General features: G+C 60.6%; 16 protein-coding genes. 10 read left to right on the forward strand and 6 right to left on the reverse strand.

The window, feature by feature from the left end; translation table 11 throughout:
- Positions 1-3: 3 nt before the first annotated feature.
- Complete coding sequence (ileS, locus tag SFU85_13645) at positions 4-2751, reverse strand: isoleucine--tRNA ligase (GenBank protein MDX6767820.1); 2748 nt, start codon at positions 2749-2751, stop codon at positions 4-6.
- A 97-nt stretch (positions 2752-2848) separates the two neighbouring features.
- On the opposite strand from ileS, the gene SFU85_13650 reads away from it, so the two are divergent.
- Positions 2849-3127, forward strand: coding sequence for a hypothetical protein (locus tag SFU85_13650; protein MDX6767821.1), 279 nt, complete (start codon positions 2849-2851; stop codon positions 3125-3127).
- 103 nt (positions 3128-3230) lie between these two features.
- On the opposite strand, the gene SFU85_13655 is transcribed toward SFU85_13650, so the two are convergent.
- Positions 3231-3752 (reverse strand): hypothetical protein, encoded by a 522-nt coding sequence (locus SFU85_13655; protein MDX6767822.1) that lies wholly within the window; start codon positions 3750-3752, stop codon positions 3231-3233.
- Between the two features lie 103 nt (positions 3753-3855).
- Between SFU85_13655 and SFU85_13660 the strand changes: the two genes are divergently transcribed.
- Positions 3856-5586 (forward strand): DEAD/DEAH box helicase, encoded by a 1731-nt coding sequence (locus tag SFU85_13660; protein MDX6767823.1) that lies wholly within the window; start codon positions 3856-3858, stop codon positions 5584-5586.
- 130 nt (positions 5587-5716) lie between these two features.
- Here SFU85_13660 and SFU85_13665 read toward each other — a convergent pair whose 3' ends face one another.
- The gene (locus SFU85_13665; GenBank protein ID MDX6767824.1) at positions 5717-6553 is read right to left on the reverse strand and encodes an AraC family transcriptional regulator; all 837 of its coding nucleotides are present in this window, start codon (positions 6551-6553) and stop codon (positions 5717-5719) included.
- A 62-nt stretch (positions 6554-6615) separates the two neighbouring features.
- Here SFU85_13665 and SFU85_13670 point away from each other — a divergent pair, with 62 nt between their 5' ends.
- A complete protein-coding gene (locus SFU85_13670) occupies positions 6616-7254 on the forward strand; it encodes a ThuA domain-containing protein (protein MDX6767825.1) in 639 nt (212 codons plus the stop codon).
- A gap of 216 nt (positions 7255-7470) precedes the next feature.
- The gene (locus SFU85_13675) at positions 7471-8505 is read left to right on the forward strand and encodes a Gfo/Idh/MocA family oxidoreductase (protein MDX6767826.1); all 1035 of its coding nucleotides are present in this window, start codon (positions 7471-7473) and stop codon (positions 8503-8505) included.
- A 71-nt stretch (positions 8506-8576) separates the two neighbouring features.
- Here the strand turns inward: SFU85_13675 and SFU85_13680 are convergent, their stop codons facing one another.
- Positions 8577-9347, reverse strand: coding sequence for an SDR family oxidoreductase (locus SFU85_13680; protein MDX6767827.1), 771 nt, complete (start codon positions 9345-9347; stop codon positions 8577-8579).
- Between the two features lie 71 nt (positions 9348-9418).
- On the opposite strand from SFU85_13680, the gene ispF reads away from it, so the two are divergent.
- The 6 genes from ispF to thiE all read left to right on the forward strand — a co-directional run bounded on the left by ispF (position 9419) and on the right by thiE (position 14061).
- On the forward strand, positions 9419-9901 hold the full coding sequence (ispF, locus tag SFU85_13685; protein MDX6767828.1) for a 2-C-methyl-D-erythritol 2,4-cyclodiphosphate synthase: 483 nt from the start codon (positions 9419-9421) through the stop codon (positions 9899-9901).
- A 14-nt stretch (positions 9902-9915) separates the two neighbouring features.
- A complete protein-coding gene (tmk, locus tag SFU85_13690; GenBank protein MDX6767829.1) occupies positions 9916-10557 on the forward strand; it encodes a dTMP kinase in 642 nt (213 codons plus the stop codon).
- The gene (locus SFU85_13695; GenBank protein ID MDX6767830.1) at positions 10532-11401 is read left to right on the forward strand and encodes a hypothetical protein; all 870 of its coding nucleotides are present in this window, start codon (positions 10532-10534) and stop codon (positions 11399-11401) included. Before tmk ends, SFU85_13695 begins: the two co-directional genes overlap by 26 nt.
- A 97-nt stretch (positions 11402-11498) precedes the next feature.
- The gene (gene accB, locus SFU85_13700; protein ID MDX6767831.1) at positions 11499-11963 is read left to right on the forward strand and encodes an acetyl-CoA carboxylase biotin carboxyl carrier protein; all 465 of its coding nucleotides are present in this window, start codon (positions 11499-11501) and stop codon (positions 11961-11963) included.
- A gap of 7 nt (positions 11964-11970) precedes the next feature.
- Entirely contained in the window at positions 11971-13344 is a 1374-nt protein-coding gene (gene accC, locus SFU85_13705) for an acetyl-CoA carboxylase biotin carboxylase subunit (GenBank protein ID MDX6767832.1), read from the forward strand.
- Between the two features lie 69 nt (positions 13345-13413).
- Positions 13414-14061, forward strand: a complete 648-nt coding sequence (gene thiE / locus SFU85_13710; GenBank protein ID MDX6767833.1) for a thiamine phosphate synthase — start codon at positions 13414-13416, stop codon at positions 14059-14061.
- Between the two features lie 237 nt (positions 14062-14298).
- On the opposite strand, the gene SFU85_13715 is transcribed toward thiE, so the two are convergent.
- Complete coding sequence (locus SFU85_13715; protein ID MDX6767834.1) at positions 14299-15681, reverse strand: hypothetical protein; 1383 nt, start codon at positions 15679-15681, stop codon at positions 14299-14301.
- A gap of 77 nt (positions 15682-15758) precedes the next feature.
- Complete coding sequence (locus tag SFU85_13720; protein ID MDX6767835.1) at positions 15759-16160, reverse strand: DUF192 domain-containing protein; 402 nt, start codon at positions 16158-16160, stop codon at positions 15759-15761.
- Between the last annotated feature and the right edge of the window lie 2 nt (positions 16161-16162).

The following is a 16162-nucleotide window of genomic DNA, read 5'->3' on the forward strand; positions in this document are numbered from 1 at the left end:
GGCTCAACCCACCACCGCCCCGGTGCAACGGGGACAAAGTTCCGGATGCTCCGGATGTGAGCCCAACTCCGGGAAGAATTTCCAACAACGAACACATTTCCGGCCCGGATGCCTCATGGCCACCACTTCCATCGTCCCCTGCCCCTGCTCTTTCTCCTTCGCCTCCCCTGCCAAGAGATTCACTTCGGAAACCAGGCAAACCTCGGCCAGCAAAGCAGCGTCTGACGGCGAAAAACCAGAGGCGCTGACCTCCAAGGCCGCCTCCAGATTCTTTCCGATGATTTTTTCACGCCGCAGGGCTTCCAACTTTTCATTCGCGGCCGACCGCAATGCCAGGATTTTCTCCCAACGAGCGACAAAACCCTCCGGCAGCACCGGCTTGTGGGCCACCGGGAAATCCTGGAGGTGCACCGAATCACGCACTAACCCGGCGGTCTGCCACTCGCCCGACCGGTTCGATGCCATGAACTGCCAGGCCTCTTCGGCCGTGAACGGGGTGATCGGCGCCAGCAACCGGCATAAAGTGTCCAACACCGCATGCATCACTGTCTGCGAGGACCGGCGGCGAGCGCCACCGTCCGGATCACAATACATGCGGTCCTTCAGGACATCGACGTAGAAGGCCGAGAGATCGACCGCGCAGAAGCGGTTGATGGCCTGGTAGGCCTGGTAGAACTCATAGTCGTCGTAGGCCTTCCGCACCGCGGCAACAACTTCCTGCAGGCGGTCGAACAGGTAGAGGTCGATCTCGTCCAGATCCTTCACGGCAATGGAATGCAGCGCGGGGTCGAATCCATCGAGGTTGGCCAGCAGGATGCGCAGGGTGTTGCGGACGGACCGGTAAGTGTCCGCCACACGCGAAAGGATGTTCTTCGAAAAAGGCACGTCGTTGGTGTAGTCCTGGCTGGCCACCCACAGGCGGAGCACATCGGCCCCATACTCACCCACCAGAGTGGTCGAATCCGTGGCCCCGCTGGATTTGGAATACTTTTTGCCCTGTTCATCCACGATGAACCCGTGGGTCAGGACGCTGCGGTAGGGCGCACATCCGTTCGTCATGACCGAAAGGCACAGCGATGAGTTGAACCACCCCCGGTGTTGGTCGCTGCCCTCGAGATAAAGGTCGGCCGGAAAGGAAAGGCGCTTCTTCACCACCGCGGCCTGGCTGGAACCGGAATCGATCCAGACATCGAGCGTGTCCCGGCCTTTGGTGAGTCCAGCGGGCAGTCCGAGCCGGGCTGCCAACGCATCGGCACCGGTCTTGAACCAGACGTCGGTCCCTTCCTTCTCCACCAGATCCGCGAAAGCGCGCACGGATGCTTCGGTCATCACGGGTTGGCCTGCCTGATCAAAAAACGCAGGGATCGGGATGCCCCAGGAACGCTGCCGGGAAATGCACCAGTCCGGACGCGAGGAAACGGCCCCATGAATGCGGTTGCGGCCCCAAGCGGGTATCCAGCGCACCCGGTCGATTTCCTCCAAGGCCGTGGCCCGGAAGGCGTCCACCTTGATGAACCATTGCGGCACCGAGCGGAAAACGATGGGCGTCTTTGAACGCCAACAATGCGGGTAGTCATGCACGTAATCTTCCCTCGCCCAAAGACGGTCCTTCACCTCCAAAAGGCCGATGACCAGGGGATTGGCCTTGAATACGTACTGGCCGACCAACTCCGGCACGCCGCAGGCCTCGGTCAGACACCCCCGGTCATCCACGGGCGAAAACGCCTCCAGCCCGTGCTGTTTTCCGAGGAAATAGTCGTCCGCACCATGTCCGGGAGCGATGTGGACGATGCCCGTTCCCGCATCGGCGGTGACAAAATCCGCCGGATAAACATTCCCGGTCCGTTCCAAGAAGGGATGGTGATAGGTCGCTCCGACCAATTTGGTCCCGGCAAAGGATGTACCCAAAAGCCGGCACCCCTCAAATCCCGGCGCTTTGCCCGCGAGATCGGTCTGCACCACCATCTTGACGCCATTGACTTCGTAGACCCCGTAGGAAAGCTTCTCCGAGACAGCCACCGCCAGGTTGGCCGGCAGCGTCCACGGCGTGGTCGTCCATACCAAAAGCGATGTCTTTTCGGGAACGCCAAGTTTTTGCGCGCTCTCCATCGTAAGAGGAAATTTCACAAAAATCGCCGGATCGGTCTTCTCCACGTATTCCACTTCGGCCTCGGCCAGTGCGGTCTGGCAGCCGGTGCTCCACGAGACCGGTCGCAACCCCTGATAAACAAGATCCCGGCCAACGATGGAGGCAAATCCGCGCAGCACTTCCGCCTCATAGCCCGGGTCCATGGTGATGTAGGGATTTTCCCAGTCGGCCAGCATGCCCAGTCGGCGGAACTGCCCGCGTTGGATGTCGATGAACTTGCGCGCCATTTCCGCGCTTTTCTCCCGGATCTTCACCGGATCACCGCCCTGGTCGCCCAGTTCCTTGACCACCTTGTGCTCGATGGGCAACCCATGGCAGTCCCATCCCGGGATCATCGGGACACGGAACCCGGCCATGTTGCGGGTCTTGGCCACCAGATCCTTGAGGGTGAAACTGAGCACATGCCCGATGTGCGCATCCCCGTTGGCAAACGGTGGTCCCAGATGGAAGATGAACGGCGGCGACCCGGCCCGCTTCTCCTGGATCTTTGCATACAAGCCGCTGCGTTCCCACAGGGCCAGCAGGTGGGGTTCACGCTTGGCCAGGTCCGCCTTCATGGGAAAGGCCGTTTCGGGAAGTTGCAGGGTGCTCTTGTAGTCCATGAAAGCCGCAAAGGGTAGGTTCCCCCGTTGCAAAGGTCAATCGCCCGGCTGAAAGGAAAAGATGCACCCTCCCGGGGCTTTTGCTAAACTCCCCCACATGAAATCCGCCCTCGATATCGCCATGGAACGCTTCGCCGGGGGAAACCCCACCCCGAAACTCACCGACGAACAGAAGCAAAAAATTCAGGAATTGAACAACTTCTACCAGGCCAAGATCGCCGAACGCGAAACCTTCCTCACCTCGCGCATCAAGGCGGCCGCCCAGGACGGCAACGCCAAGGAAGTGGAGGAACTCCAGGACCAACTTCGCCGCGACCTGGCCAATTTCCATGAGGAGCTCGAGGCCAAGAAGAAAAAAGTTTGGGACGGGGCTTGATCCAGCACAGCAAAGGGCGAAAAAGTTTCCAGTTCCTCCGTCCTCTGTCCTCTGCCCCACCCCCTGCCTTGCTCTGCTAACTTCGTTACCTTCTGTTTAAAAATCAACCCTGCTTCGACTTCACGAAATCGATCAACACGCGGTCATTGTCGCCTGCCGACCAGGCCAATCGGAGAAAATCCGCCAGATGAATCCCGTGCTGGCGGGCGAAAGCGCGGTCACCCCCGCAGCCATACATCAGGTCGGGGTTCATCTCACCGCGCAATTTGGCCCGCGCCTTGGCCATCAATCGTGGCAACCATTCGATCCCTTCCACCGCGTCGGTCTTGGCGGGCAGTTCCTCCATCCGGACCATGCCCCCGGTCTGTCGTCCTTTCAATTCCTGTAAAAAATAATCCCGCCGCACCGCCGTGATCAGCAGGCAGGTGGCAAAATCAGGTTCGTGGTATTTGACCGCATCCTCGACAAAGTCATAAAGCTCCTGGGCCGAACAGCCGATGCTTTCCAAAAACCGCACCTGTTCCCCACGGAAAATCTCCGGGGCCCCGCGCCTACCGGCAGCGTAGTGCTTCAATCCCTCCTCATAAATCTCCCGGAAAATCCTCGTCCAATCTGTGTCGCTCATCCCCTCATCCTACCCTTATCCCGCCCCCCATCAACCCCTCTGAACAAAATGCCTCCCCCCGCTTATTTCATGGGCAAAGCCGCTCCTTCCCCTAGGATGTCTCATGGACAAGAAACCTTTTTCCGAACTCGGGCTCTCGCCTGAAACCCTCAAAGCCGTCGAGAAAATGGGGTTCGAGGAGGCTTCCCCCATCCAGACCCTCACCATCCCGGTCCTGCTCTCCGGTTCCGACGTCGTCGGCCAATCCCAGACCGGCTCGGGCAAGACCGCCGCCTTCGCACTCCCCGCGATCGAATGCGTTGACCCCGCCATCCGCGCCCCCCAGGTCCTCATCCTCTGCCCCACCCGCGAACTGGCCGTCCAGGTCGCCGAGGAAGTGGCCAAACTCGCGATCTTCAAAAAAGACATCCGCGAACTCCCCATCTACGGTGGCCAGTCCTACGACCGACAGTTCCGCGGCCTCGAACAGGGAGCCCAGATCATCATCGGCACCCCCGGCCGTGTCATGGACCACCTCGAACGCAAATCCCTCAAGCTCGACCAGATCCGCATGGTCATCCTCGACGAGGCCGACCGCATGCTCGACATGGGCTTCGTCGACGACATCCGCACCGTCCTCAGCAAGGCCCCGCCCCAACGCCAGACCGTCTTCTTCTCCGCCACCCTCCCCCGCCCGATCCAGGAACTGATCAAAACATTCACCCGCAACCCCCAAACCCTGCGCATCGAGTCCCAGGCCCTCACCATTCCCTCGATCGATCAGGTCTATTACGAGGTCGACCGCCGGGCCAAAGTCGACGTCCTCTGCCGTCTCATCGACCTGCACGACATCAAATTCGGCATCATCTTCTGCGCCACCAAGATGATGGTCGACGAACTCACCGAACATCTCCTGGCCCGCGGCTACGGCGCCGACAAGATGCACGGCGACATGACCCAGGCCATGCGCGAGCGCACCATGAACCGCTTCCGCAAACGCTCGATCGAATTCCTCGTCGCCACCGACGTCGCCGCCCGCGGGCTTGATGTCGACGACATCGAAGTCGTCTTCAACTACGACCTGCCCAATGACGGCGAGGACTACATCCACCGCATCGGCCGCACCGGCCGTGCCGGACGCCACGGCAAGGCCATCACCTTCGTGGCCGGCCGGGAAATCCACAAACTCCAGTTCATCATCCGCACCACCAAGAGCCGGATCAAACGCGAACGCATCCCCACCGCCGAGGAAGTGGAACAGAAACGCCGCGACGTCTTCTTCGACAACATCCGCGAAACGCTCGAAAAAGGCACCTACACCCGTCACGACGATCTGGTCGACCGCCTGCTCGAACAGGGCCATGCACCGACCGACATCGCTTCCGCCCTCATCGATCTCTTGGCCGGAGGCCAACCCGCTCCGGCCCCCGAGCCCGTCGCCGTCGAGCGCCCCTTGCGTCATGGAAAAGAACGTCCCGATAAACCCGTACGCGCGGAACGCACGGCAACGCACGACCGTGAACGTCCACAGCGGCGGGAAGAAAGACCTGAACCCCGTCCGGCCCCTGCGGAAACGCGCGAAGTCCATGCCGTCTCACACGAGGCAGGCATGGTCCGCGTGGTCCTCAACGTCGGCCGCGACCACCGTGTCATGCCGGGCGACATCGTCGGTGTCATCTGCGGAGCCAGCCGCATCCCCAAGCAGGCCGTGGGTGCCATCTTCCTCAAGACCAAACGCAGCTATGTCGACATCGCCGAATCGGAGGTCAAACAGGTCCTGAAAAAACTCAACGGCATCGAATTCAAAGGACGGAAGCTGAGCTGCGACATCAGCCGCGATGAATCCGCGATATAATTCTTATCCAAACGGATGCTGCTCTTTTTAACATGAAGCGCGCGAAGGCCACGAAGACAGACAGGTATTGGCGGGCAAAACTCCATTCAGCGATCAGGAGTTTGTGCTTCGTGCTTTGCGGTGAACAGCCTTACGGCTCCGGCTGCCGGTGCACCTTCCGGTAATCCCGCGGGGTGACCCCCGTTTCCTTGCGGAAGGCCCGCGAAAAATACAGCGGGTCCCCGTAACCACAGGCGGCGGCGACTTCCGCCACCGCCTTGCGTGTCTCCACCAGCAGGCGTTTGGCCTCGCGGATGCGCAGGCTTTGCAAGTACTGTCCCGGGGCCACCCGCACCACCTGCTTCCATCGCCTCCGGAACGTGGCCGGTGACAAGCCCTGCCTCGCCGCGACCTCGTCCCAGTCCACTTCCTGGGATAAGCGCCGCCGGACTTGTTGCCGGATGGCCGCGACCGCCCGCTCCGCCGGATCGGGTTCGGGATGGGACTGCCCCAAAAGACTGTCCAAGATCATCGATTCGCAGATCCGGTCCACCCGGTCGGCCGATCCTTCGACGGCCCCATCCCCCATGGCCTGCTGCAATTCCTCGCATCTTTCCAACAAACGCCTGACATCCTGGATACGCCAAATGGGTTTGTCCGTGTGGACAAACCCCATCTTCCGGAAGGCCCCCACCAGCCGTCCCGGGTAAACCACGTAGAGTTCCTCCCAGCTCTCATGACCATCGGCCGGGCCGTAGGCCACCGGATCACCCGGCCACTGCATCAACACCGCCGGCGCGGCAAACTTCCACCTTCTCCCTCCCCTCCGGTATTCCCCTCCGCCCGAAAGGATGAAAGAGTAGTTGCAGGTCGGAAAGGTCGTACGGACCCACTCCGTCTTTCGGCCGATGTAGCCTATGGTGGAAACCGGGAAAGGGGACGGATAACGGCGCAACAACGGGGCCCAATGTCTGATCAAAAAGTCCATATTTTCGATTAAAGCCTCCATTCCCCTCTGACAATATCTATCTACGATGAACGGATTACTCCATGAAGCGCAAAGCCCTCATCCTGGCCGGCGGGTGGCCCGGCCACCATCCGGAAAGCATCGCCGACCTCTTCCAAGCAGACTTGGCCACCGCCGGATTCAATGTTCAGGTGGAAAAATCCCTCGATCCCCTGGCCGATGCCTCCCTGCCTACCTATGACCTCATCTTCCCCTGTTGGACCATGGGTCAGTTGACCGACGTACAAAGCAAGGGTCTCCAAGCCGCCGTTCGCAGCGGCTCCGGCCTCGGCGGCATCCACGGGGGCATGGGCGATGCTTTCCGCGGAAACCTCGACTACGAATGGATGGTCGGCGGACACTTCGTCGGCCACCCGCACGTCGGCGATTACACCGTCCGCCTCAGGGTCATCGGTGATGAAATCACCGAAGGCATGCCGGAAGAATTTCCCTACCGATCCGAGCAATACTACATGATGGTCGACCCCGGCATACGCGTCCTGGCAGAGACCGTCTACACCTACGAAGGCCACACCTGTGCCATGCCCGTCGTCTGGACCAAACAATGGGGCGCGGGCCGCGTCTTTTACAATGCCCTCGGCCATGATCCCAAAGAATTCCTCGACCATCCCCACGTCCGCCAGATGACTGTCCGCGGCCTCCTCTGGGCCGCACGTTCCTGAATTGGCACAAGGCAGTTCACCGCGAAGCAGAACCACATGATTGGAAATACCTTTTTTAGTACTCCAACCCCGATGTATAAGGATCGGGGTTGGATTCATGCTCATCGATCGGTGAATGAAGTTTTGCCAGCCAATACCCGTATGCCTTCGCGAACTTCGTGTTCTTCGTGGTAAAACAACCTCATCTAAGCGGCTGAGAACCACCCAACGATTTTTATGAAAACCTACGCCAAAGCCAAAGACATCAAGGTCGGCGTCGTCGGATACGGCGGCGCCTTCAACATGGGACGCCAGCACCTCAAGGAAATGCAGGCCGCCGGCATGACCCCGGTCGCCGTGGCTGAAGTCGACCCCGCACGGCTCGCCGTGGCCACACAGGATTTTCCCGGCATCCAGACCTACGCAACCGTCGCGGAAATGCTGAAGAAGTCCGATGTCGAGTTGATCGTGCTCATCACCCCGCACAACACCCACGCCCCCCTCGCCCTCCAGTGCCTGAAGGCCGGACGCCATGTCGTTAGCGAAAAACCCCTCGCCATCACCACCGTCGAGGTCGATGCCATGATCACCGCGGCCAAAAAATCCGGCGTCATGCTCTCCACCTACCACAACCGCCATTGGGATGGCCGCATCCTCCAGGCGGTCGAACTGGTCAAAAAGAAAAAAACCATCGGCGACATCCTCCGCATCGAATGCCACATGGGCGGCTACAACAAGCCCGGGGATTGGTGGCGCAGCAGCCGCAGCATTTCCGGCGGCATCCTTTACGATTGGGGGGTCCATCTTTTGGAATACTCCTTGCAACTCATCGACGCTCCCGTGACCGAAGTCAGCGGCTTCGCCCACCAGGGCTTCTGGGGCCCCAAGACCCCCTGGGGCAAGGACGCCAATGAAGACGAGGGTTTCGCCGTGGTTCGTTTCCAAAGCGGCCAGTGGCTGACCCTCTGCATCACCCAGATCGATTCCAAGGGCAAGGATGGCTGGGTGGAAATCACCGGCACGAAGGGGACCCTGCTCCTGGACGGCCCGCACTCCACCCTCTACCAACACGCCGACGGAAAATCCCTCACCACCCGCCTGCCCAATCCGAAGGATGAGGGCGCGAGATACTACCAAAACGTGGCCCGCCACTTGGTGAAGGGGGAGAAGCTCGTCATCACCGGCGAATGGTCCCGCCGCCCGATCCACATCCTGGACTTGGCCGCCCAAAGCGCCAAGAAAGGCAAATCCCTCCCGGCCAAATACGGCTGACGCACCTAGATGGAGTCCTCAGAGCGCCAGCGGCTGCGAACTCAGAATACCCAAAGCCTGAAGCAATCCCCTCACTCCGCCCCGGAGGCCTTCATGAGGCGGGCAGCGATGCGCCGCACCCAGCAGCGCGGGACAAATCGAACACTGAAGGAAAAGAGTTCCTGGAAAGCCGAGGTCCAGGCCACGGCGGCTTGGCCCTCCAATTGTCCCATGCCCGCACGCACCACCTCGCCGACCGACTGGCTGCGGGCAAAGAAACGGGGGTTCATCCCGGCCACTTGCTGGAACTCGGTGTCAACCGGGCCCGGACACAGGCAGCCCACATGCACCCCGAATCCGCGCGCTTCCTCGTGAACCGCCTCGGAAAAGGAAACCACGAAGGCCTTGCTGGCGGCATAGACGGCAAAGTACGGCACGGGTTGGAAGGCCGCGGTGGAGGCGATGTTGAGGATGAATCCCGAACGACGTTCGCACATACCGGGGAGAAAGAGTCGGGTCAGGCGCACCAGACTCTCGACGTTGACCCGCAGCATGGCCGTGATGTCGTCCTCGGACATTCGCACCAGCCCGGCCTGTTTGCCCAGGCCGGCATTGTTGACCAATCCACCCGGTGTCGCCCCCAGTGCGGCCACCCGGGCCAAAATCCGGGCCGGTGCATCAGGGTCGGCCACATCTTCGACGAAGATCTCCGCCAAGGGTCCGAGTTCCCGGGCCAGGGACTCCAACCTTTCGTGACGTCGCGCCACCAACAGCACCCGATGGCCACGGGCGACAAAAGCGCGGGCAAAGCCCTCACCGATCCCGCTGCTCGCCCCGGTCACGACCACGATCGATGGTTTCATGCCATTATTCTATCCCGGGGTGGCCAAAAGAAAAGCATTGGCGGGCGCGGAGGCGTTTCTATCCTCCCCCCATGCAACGCGTTGGTCTGGGTTATGATGTCCACCGCCTGGTCACCGGGCGCCCCCTTTTCCTCGGCGGGATCGAGATCCCCCACAGCCATGGTCTCGACGGCCATTCCGACGCCGACGTGCTCATCCACGCCATCGCCGACGCCCTTCTCGGCGCCATCGGCTCGGGCGACATCGGCTTCCATTTCCCCAACAACGACCCCCGCTGGAAGGGTGCTCCCAGCCGGATCTTCCTCGAGGAAATCCGCCGCATGATCGATGCCCAGGGCGGGAAAATCATCAACATCGACGCCTCCCTCATCGCCGAAGCCCCGAAAATTGTCCCGCATCTGGCCGCCATGAAAGCCGCCCTCGGCAGCGCACTCGGACTCGACCCCAAGCGCATCGGCATCAAGGCCACCACCAACGAAGGCATGGGCTTCGTCGGCCGCCAGGAAGGCATGGGGGCCTTCGCCGTCGCCCTCGTCGACCTGCCCGAGGGTTGAGAATGATGAGTGGCATGAGACCGCGTCTGATCAGTTTCGAGGGGGGCGAGGGTTGCGGCAAATCGACCCAACTCGGCCTGTTGGTGCAACGCCTGCAATCCGCCGGACAAACCGTGGTCACCCTGCGCGAACCGGGTGGCACGGAAGTGGGTGAAGTCATCCGCGACCTGCTCAAGCACCACCCTGCCGGCCACGGCATGAGTGCCGAAACCGAATTGTTGCTCTTCGCCGCCAGCCGGGCCGAACTGGTGCGCAAACGCATCGTCCCCGCCCTCGAAGCCGGACAATGGGTGGTCTGCGACCGTTTCCTCGATTCCACCACTGTATATCAAGGCATCGCCCGCGGGTTGGAGGCGGAGTCCGTGGCCGCGATCAACCGTTTTGCCATCGCCGGGCACACGCCCGGCCTGACCCTGGTGCTGGACACCGATCCTGCCGAAGCCCGCGAGCGGATGCGCCTGCGCGACGGCGAGAAAGCGGACCGGATGGAAAGCGAACCGATGGATTTCTACCACCGGGTGGCCGGTGGCTTCCGCAATCTGGCCGCGCAAAACCCCGACCGTATCCGCCTGGTCCCGGCCTCGGGCCCGGTCGGGGAAGTGGCCCAATCCGTCCTCAAGGAGTTCCGTCATGCCTTTCCCGGCGTCCTGGATTAAGGAACGATTGGTCCAGAGCCGCGATGCCGGCCGGCTGGCGCATGCCTACCTCCTGACGGGGTCGTCGATGGACGACTTGGAACGCCTTTTCCGGGAGTTGGCCGGGGCCCTGCTGAATTCCTCCGCGTCGGAACAACGGGAGCACGAAGACCTGCATGTGATCCGGCCCGAATCGAAATCGCGCCGATTGGGCATCGACCAAGTGCGCTCCCTGGAAAAAGAACTGCGCCTCAAATCATACCGGGGCGGGTTGAAAGTGGCGGGGATAGTCGCCGCCGATCAACTATGCCAGGGGCGGGCCGAAGCGGCCAACGCCTTCCTCAAGACCCTGGAAGAACCCCCCGACCACAGCGTGCTCTTTCTCTTGAGCGACCGGCCGGAACAGTTGTTGCCCACCATCCGTTCCCGTTGCCTGACCCTGCCATTGCAAAAAGAAGGGCAAGAAGCACCGACAGCCATCCTGCCCCCCGACTGGTTGGAAGCCTGGCACCAGGCGGGACACGACTCGGCCGATGCCGCCTACCGACGGGCCTCCCTGCTGCAGGAATTGTTTCGCGCCCTGCGCGAAGCGGCCGAAAGCAAGTTCTCCGACCATCCTGACGGCAGCAAAGAAGAAAAAGATGCCTTGGCCGCTTTGATCGAAAGCGAGTTCATTCCCCTGCGGGATCGGGCCTTGTCGGAAATCATCAGCTCTACTTGGTCGGTCACCCCGCGTGAATTTGCCCTTTTCCACGGAGGGCGGATCTGCTTAGCTCTGGATGATTTGAGGTATGCCCTCAGCCGCAACATCGATCAAAGCTTGGCCATCGACCGGGCCTGCCTGAAGATCAGCGGCCTCATTTAGGGTTGTTTAGCCCTATTTATTGATTCTTTATCTATAAAGTCGTTTTATTTTGACGTTCACGTGAATTTTCATAGTCTCCGTCTCTCGGAGGAAAACTATGGAACTCAAAGAAATCAAATCGGTGATCGACCTCATGGCCCGGAACGGGCTGACAGAGTTCGAATTGGAGCGAGACAATTTCAAGATTCGTATCTGTAAGGGGGCGTCCGGCGCCTACCAAGTGGCCGCCCCGGTGCCGATGATGGCCCCGGCCCCACTCCACCATCTGCCCCCTGCCCACCCAGCGGCCCACCCCGCTCCTCCAGCAGCCCCGGCTTCCGTCGGCGCCGCCATCCACTCCCCCATGGTCGGCACCTTCTACCGCTCCCCCTCCCCCGACTCCCCCTCCTACGTCGAGGTCGGAACCGAAGTCACGGAAGAAACCGTGGTCTGCATCATCGAAGCCATGAAGGTGATGAACGAAATCAAGGCCGAGGTCAAAGGCGTCATCACCGAGATCGTGGCCGAAAACGGCAAACCGGTCGAATTCGGCGCCCCGCTCTTCAAGATCCAACCGCGCTGAAGACCCCATGTTTGACAAAGTCCTGATCGCCAACCGGGGTGAAATCGCACTCCGGGTCATCCGCGCCTGCAAAGAACTGGGCGTCCATTCCGTGGCTGTCTACTCCGAGGCAGACGCCGACTCCCTCCACGTTCAATTGGCCGACGAGGCCATCTGCATCGGCAAGGGCCCGAGCAGTGAAAGCTATCTCAAGATCGACCGCATCATTTCTGCGGCCGAGATCGCCGACGTCGATGCCATCCATCCCGGTTACGGCTTCCTCTCGGAAAAGGCCCACTTCGCCGAAGTCTGCCGCAGTTGCAACATCAAGTTCATCGGACCGCCCCCCGAGGCCATCACCCTGATGGGCGACAAAGCCACGGCGCGCGACACCGCCCGCAAGGCCGGGGTGCCCATCACCCCGGGCAGCGAGGGCCTGATCGAGACCGAACAGGAAGCACTCAAGATCGCCAAAAAAATCGGCTACCCGGTCATGATCAAGGCCGTGGCCGGCGGCGGTGGCAAGGGCATGCGCCCGGCCCACAACGACAATTCCCTCATCCAGGGTTTCCACGCCGCCCGCATGGAAGCGGAGAAGGCCTTCGGCAATCCCGCCATTTACATCGAAAAGCTCATCGAGAACCCCCACCACATCGAATTCCAGATCATGGCCGATTCCAAGGGGAAGATCGTCCACGTGGGCGAGCGCGATTGCTCCATCCAGCGTCGCAACCAGAAACTGGTGGAAGAGTGCCCCTCACCCATGCTCACGCCCGAGCTGCGCAAGAAGATGGGCAAGGCCGCGATCAAGCTGGCCGAAGCGGTGAATTACGAAAATGCCGGAACGATGGAGTTCCTTGTCGACGACGACGGCAATTTTTACTTCATGGAGATGAACACCCGCATCCAGGTGGAGCACCCCATCACGGAGGAAGTTTACGGCGTCGACCTGGTGCGCGAGCAGATCCGTATCGCCGCGGGCGAACCCTTGGGCAAGGAATTCGACGACCTCAAGCCGTTGCGCCACGCCATTGAGTTCCGCATCAACGCCGAGGACCCGTTCAACGACTTCCGTCCCTCCCCCGGCAAGATCGACCTCTACTACGCCCCGGGAGGAAACGGCATCCGCGTTGATTCCCATGTCTACGGCGGCTACTCCATCCCGCCCTACTATGATTCGATGGTGGGCAAGCTCATCGCCATGGGCCCTGACCGGCAGACGGCCATCCTGCGCATGACCCGGGCACTGGATGAAATCATCATCCGCGGAATCAAAACGACCGTGCCGCTCGGACAGTTGATTTTGAAAGACATCGAGTTCCGTCGCGGTCGCTACAGCACCCATTTCGTGCAAGCCCTGATGGAACAGCGCGCCCAGATGATGCCGAAATACGAAGCCTGAGGGCTTCGTATTTCTCGAAGACGGAAGACGGAGGGCGGACGGCAGACGACGGCCGTGGGATTCAACAGCATGAGCTCGACCGAAAAGAAAAACGCACTCTCGCGCGCCCGCCTCTATGCCATCCTCGACACAGGCTACAGCGATCCGGGGAACTGGGCGCAATTGGCAGGGCAATTGATCCGGGGCGGCGCGGGCATTCTTCAGATCCGGGCCAAACACGCCCCGGAAAAAGACATTGTGGCTTGGACGGCCCCTGTTCTCGCGGTCACCCGGTCTGCGGGCATCCCGCTCATCCTCAACGACCATCCCCACTTGGTTCCAGTGACGGGAGCGGACGGCTGCCATATCGGACAGGAGGACGGCACGGTGGCCGCGGCCCGGAAATTGGCCGGACCGGATGCCCTGGTCGGCAAATCCACCCACTCACTGGACCAGGCGCGAGCTGCGGAACAGGAAGCACCGGATTACATCGGCTTCGGCCCGATATTTGCCACCGCCACCAAGCCTGATTACGTGCCCATCGGTACGGAGGCCATCCAGGCCATGGCGAGGGAAATCACCCTGCCCGCCTTTTGTATCGGGGGGATCAAGCGGGAGAACGCGGCCGGGCTGGTGGCGATGGGAGCCCGTCGGCTGGTCATTGTTTCCGGACTGCTGCAGGCTCCCGACCCCGAGGCTTATGCGCGGGAAGTCTTGAACGATTTGCAAAAGCTGTAGAGTGTTTTCTGTTTTATCAGCGAATCGTTCTCGTTCCTCGGGGATGGAGAGAACAAGCACGAGAGCGAGTAATACCAAATCCTACTATGTGGGCGAAAAAGTGCCTTACGGGAGGGCGAAGCTCCTGCTGAGCAGCGTCTGGCATGATGACTTGAAACCGGCTCGGAGGGAGCCTTGCCGTCCCAAAAACCCCGTCGCCAAGTCAATGTAACTTGGTGTAAACAGGCGCAAAGCTCCCTAGCGTGTGACAGTGATATTTCCAGAGGACACCGACAGGCGCCAGAAGCGGCGGCTGGTGTTGTTGGTGTCGATGACCTGGACCCCGCTGGCGGTGGCGTTGACCGTGATGCCGTTGGGTTCCCCGCCCATGATTTCCGTCCAGGCACCGCCCAGGGTCTTCCGGGCCACCACGCCGCCGGTGGTAGCGGTTCCGCTGGCATTGGTCCAGACAGTGGCGTTGAGGGAACTGGATGTCGACAACTGCACCTCATAGGTCAGGTCGGGACGTTGGGTGGCATTGGCGGAGAACGTGTAGTTGCCGGGGGTTCCCGTCAAAACGGGAAGCAGGCTGCGGGCCGAAACGGTGGTGTTGCCAGCACCCAAGGCATAGGCCATCAGGTTGGTGATCCCATCGTTGTTGGCATCGGCGGTGGCGTTGGCTCCACTGGCCCAGGAAGAATAGCCACCCCCCGTGATGGCCACGACCAGATTGTTGCCGACAACTTGGGGCGTGGAAGCAAAGACCCCTTCGGGCAGGCTGACCGAGCCAAGGGTGGCATTGCCGGTGATGGATCCAGCCTGAATGAGGGTGTAAGTGCCCGCTGAGGGGCTGCCGCCATTGGAAGTGATATTGACCGGGGTGGTGTCCAGGCTGAGGCTCCCAAGTACTTTCAAAGGCACATGGCTGCCGGCTACGTTGATCAAGTTGGCGTTGAACTCGCCTCCGGTGTTGAAGGTCAGATTGCCGCTGATGGTGCCATTCCCCTGGATTTGGGAAGATTCCCCGATGATGACTTCTCCTGATCCGGTAGCCGAGCCCGTGGTATTGGTAATCGAAAGTACTCCGCTGCCCAGAACCTGGGTTCCCCCAGTATGGCTACTGGAACTACTCAAAAGCACACGCGCTGTCCTAATGTCCAGCAACCCATCCCCCGCCAGTCCGGCACTAAAGGCAATTGTGCCCGCGGGATTGAGCAGGCCGGTGCTGACGTTGAAGGTGTCGCCATCGGCAATGGTCACTTGTTGGGTGAAGGTGGCGTTCTGAGTGGCTTGGTGGTTGAAAAACCCTCCTGAGGTGAAAGTAATGGGAAGGTGCGCGGTGAACTCTCCGGATATAATGTCAATCGAGTCCAAGGTCAAGCCGGCGCCTGACAGCGTAAGGGAAAAATTTCCCTGATTGGAATAAAGGGAGGCTACCGTGCCGGAGACCCCCGTGATGGAAACGGAGGAACCAAAGTCATCCACATTGACCGCGTTGCCGTTGGGAACGCCACCGTCGTCCCAATTGGCGGCATTACTCCAGGAAGTATTGCCGCCACCGCCGCCAGTCCACGTCGATTGCGCCAGGCAGAATGTGCTGGGCAGCACGGTCACAATCAGAAGAACGATGGTTTTGTTCATTTTATTCTCCGCTGTAATTTGATAGTTTTCCTAACATATTAGTTGACGAGTGGACGGCTCTGCATTCAAGCCGAATGCTACACCTTGGAAGAAACCCTGTCGCAGGCCGGCACCTGGCGAACCTGCAATTCCATTCCAGGAGCAAGCCCGACCGCCTCCCCGGCGGGAATCTCCAGACAAGAATAAGCCCCCCGAACCGGCCAAACCAAGGACCAGGGCCCGATGTGATGCACCACATGGACTATTCGTTGGTTCCGGTCGAGGAAGATGGCATCAATGGGAAATTGCATGAAAAACATGTGGATGGAATCACAGGGAAGGAGCCAGATGCCGGTGCCGGATGCCAGCGCCCTGCGTCCGAGAAGGCCACGCAGGCGGAACCACGGACCGGGTCGGTACTCGACGTGAGACAAGACCCTGCCGCCTGGCGCGAGGGAAAACTCATATTCACCAGGAAGAATCGTTTTTTTCACATCCATGG

It is taken from the genome of Candidatus Methylacidiphilales bacterium (genome assembly GCA_033875315.1).
GTDB lineage: Bacteria > Verrucomicrobiota > Verrucomicrobiia > Methylacidiphilales > CAZTYG01 > JANRJG01.

What these genes read in the sequence shown, in the direction of transcription:
- ileS (MDX6767820.1), bottom strand. Translation starts at nt 2,751, where the DNA reads ATGGACTACAAGAGCACCCTGCAACTTCCCGAAACGGCCTTTCCCATG.
- SFU85_13650 (MDX6767821.1), top strand. Translation starts at nt 2,849, where the DNA reads ATGAAATCCGCCCTCGATATCGCCATGGAACGCTTCGCCGGGGGAAAC.
- SFU85_13655 (MDX6767822.1), bottom strand. Translation starts at nt 3,752, where the DNA reads ATGAGCGACACAGATTGGACGAGGATTTTCCGGGAGATTTATGAGGAG.
- SFU85_13660 (MDX6767823.1), top strand. Translation starts at nt 3,856, where the DNA reads ATGGACAAGAAACCTTTTTCCGAACTCGGGCTCTCGCCTGAAACCCTC.
- SFU85_13665 (MDX6767824.1), bottom strand. Translation starts at nt 6,553, where the DNA reads ATGGACTTTTTGATCAGACATTGGGCCCCGTTGTTGCGCCGTTATCCG.
- SFU85_13670 (MDX6767825.1), top strand. Translation starts at nt 6,616, where the DNA reads ATGAAGCGCAAAGCCCTCATCCTGGCCGGCGGGTGGCCCGGCCACCAT.
- SFU85_13675 (MDX6767826.1), top strand. Translation starts at nt 7,471, where the DNA reads ATGAAAACCTACGCCAAAGCCAAAGACATCAAGGTCGGCGTCGTCGGA.
- SFU85_13680 (MDX6767827.1), bottom strand. Translation starts at nt 9,347, where the DNA reads ATGAAACCATCGATCGTGGTCGTGACCGGGGCGAGCAGCGGGATCGGT.
- ispF (MDX6767828.1), top strand. Translation starts at nt 9,419, where the DNA reads ATGCAACGCGTTGGTCTGGGTTATGATGTCCACCGCCTGGTCACCGGG.
- tmk (MDX6767829.1), top strand. Translation starts at nt 9,916, where the DNA reads ATGAGACCGCGTCTGATCAGTTTCGAGGGGGGCGAGGGTTGCGGCAAA.
- SFU85_13695 (MDX6767830.1), top strand. Translation starts at nt 10,532, where the DNA reads ATGCCTTTCCCGGCGTCCTGGATTAAGGAACGATTGGTCCAGAGCCGC.
- accB (MDX6767831.1), top strand. Translation starts at nt 11,499, where the DNA reads ATGGAACTCAAAGAAATCAAATCGGTGATCGACCTCATGGCCCGGAAC.
- accC (MDX6767832.1), top strand. Translation starts at nt 11,971, where the DNA reads ATGTTTGACAAAGTCCTGATCGCCAACCGGGGTGAAATCGCACTCCGG.
- thiE (MDX6767833.1), top strand. Translation starts at nt 13,414, where the DNA reads ATGAGCTCGACCGAAAAGAAAAACGCACTCTCGCGCGCCCGCCTCTAT.
- SFU85_13715 (MDX6767834.1), bottom strand. Translation starts at nt 15,681, where the DNA reads ATGAACAAAACCATCGTTCTTCTGATTGTGACCGTGCTGCCCAGCACA.
- SFU85_13720 (MDX6767835.1), bottom strand. Translation starts at nt 16,160, where the DNA reads ATGGATGTGAAAAAAACGATTCTTCCTGGTGAATATGAGTTTTCCCTC.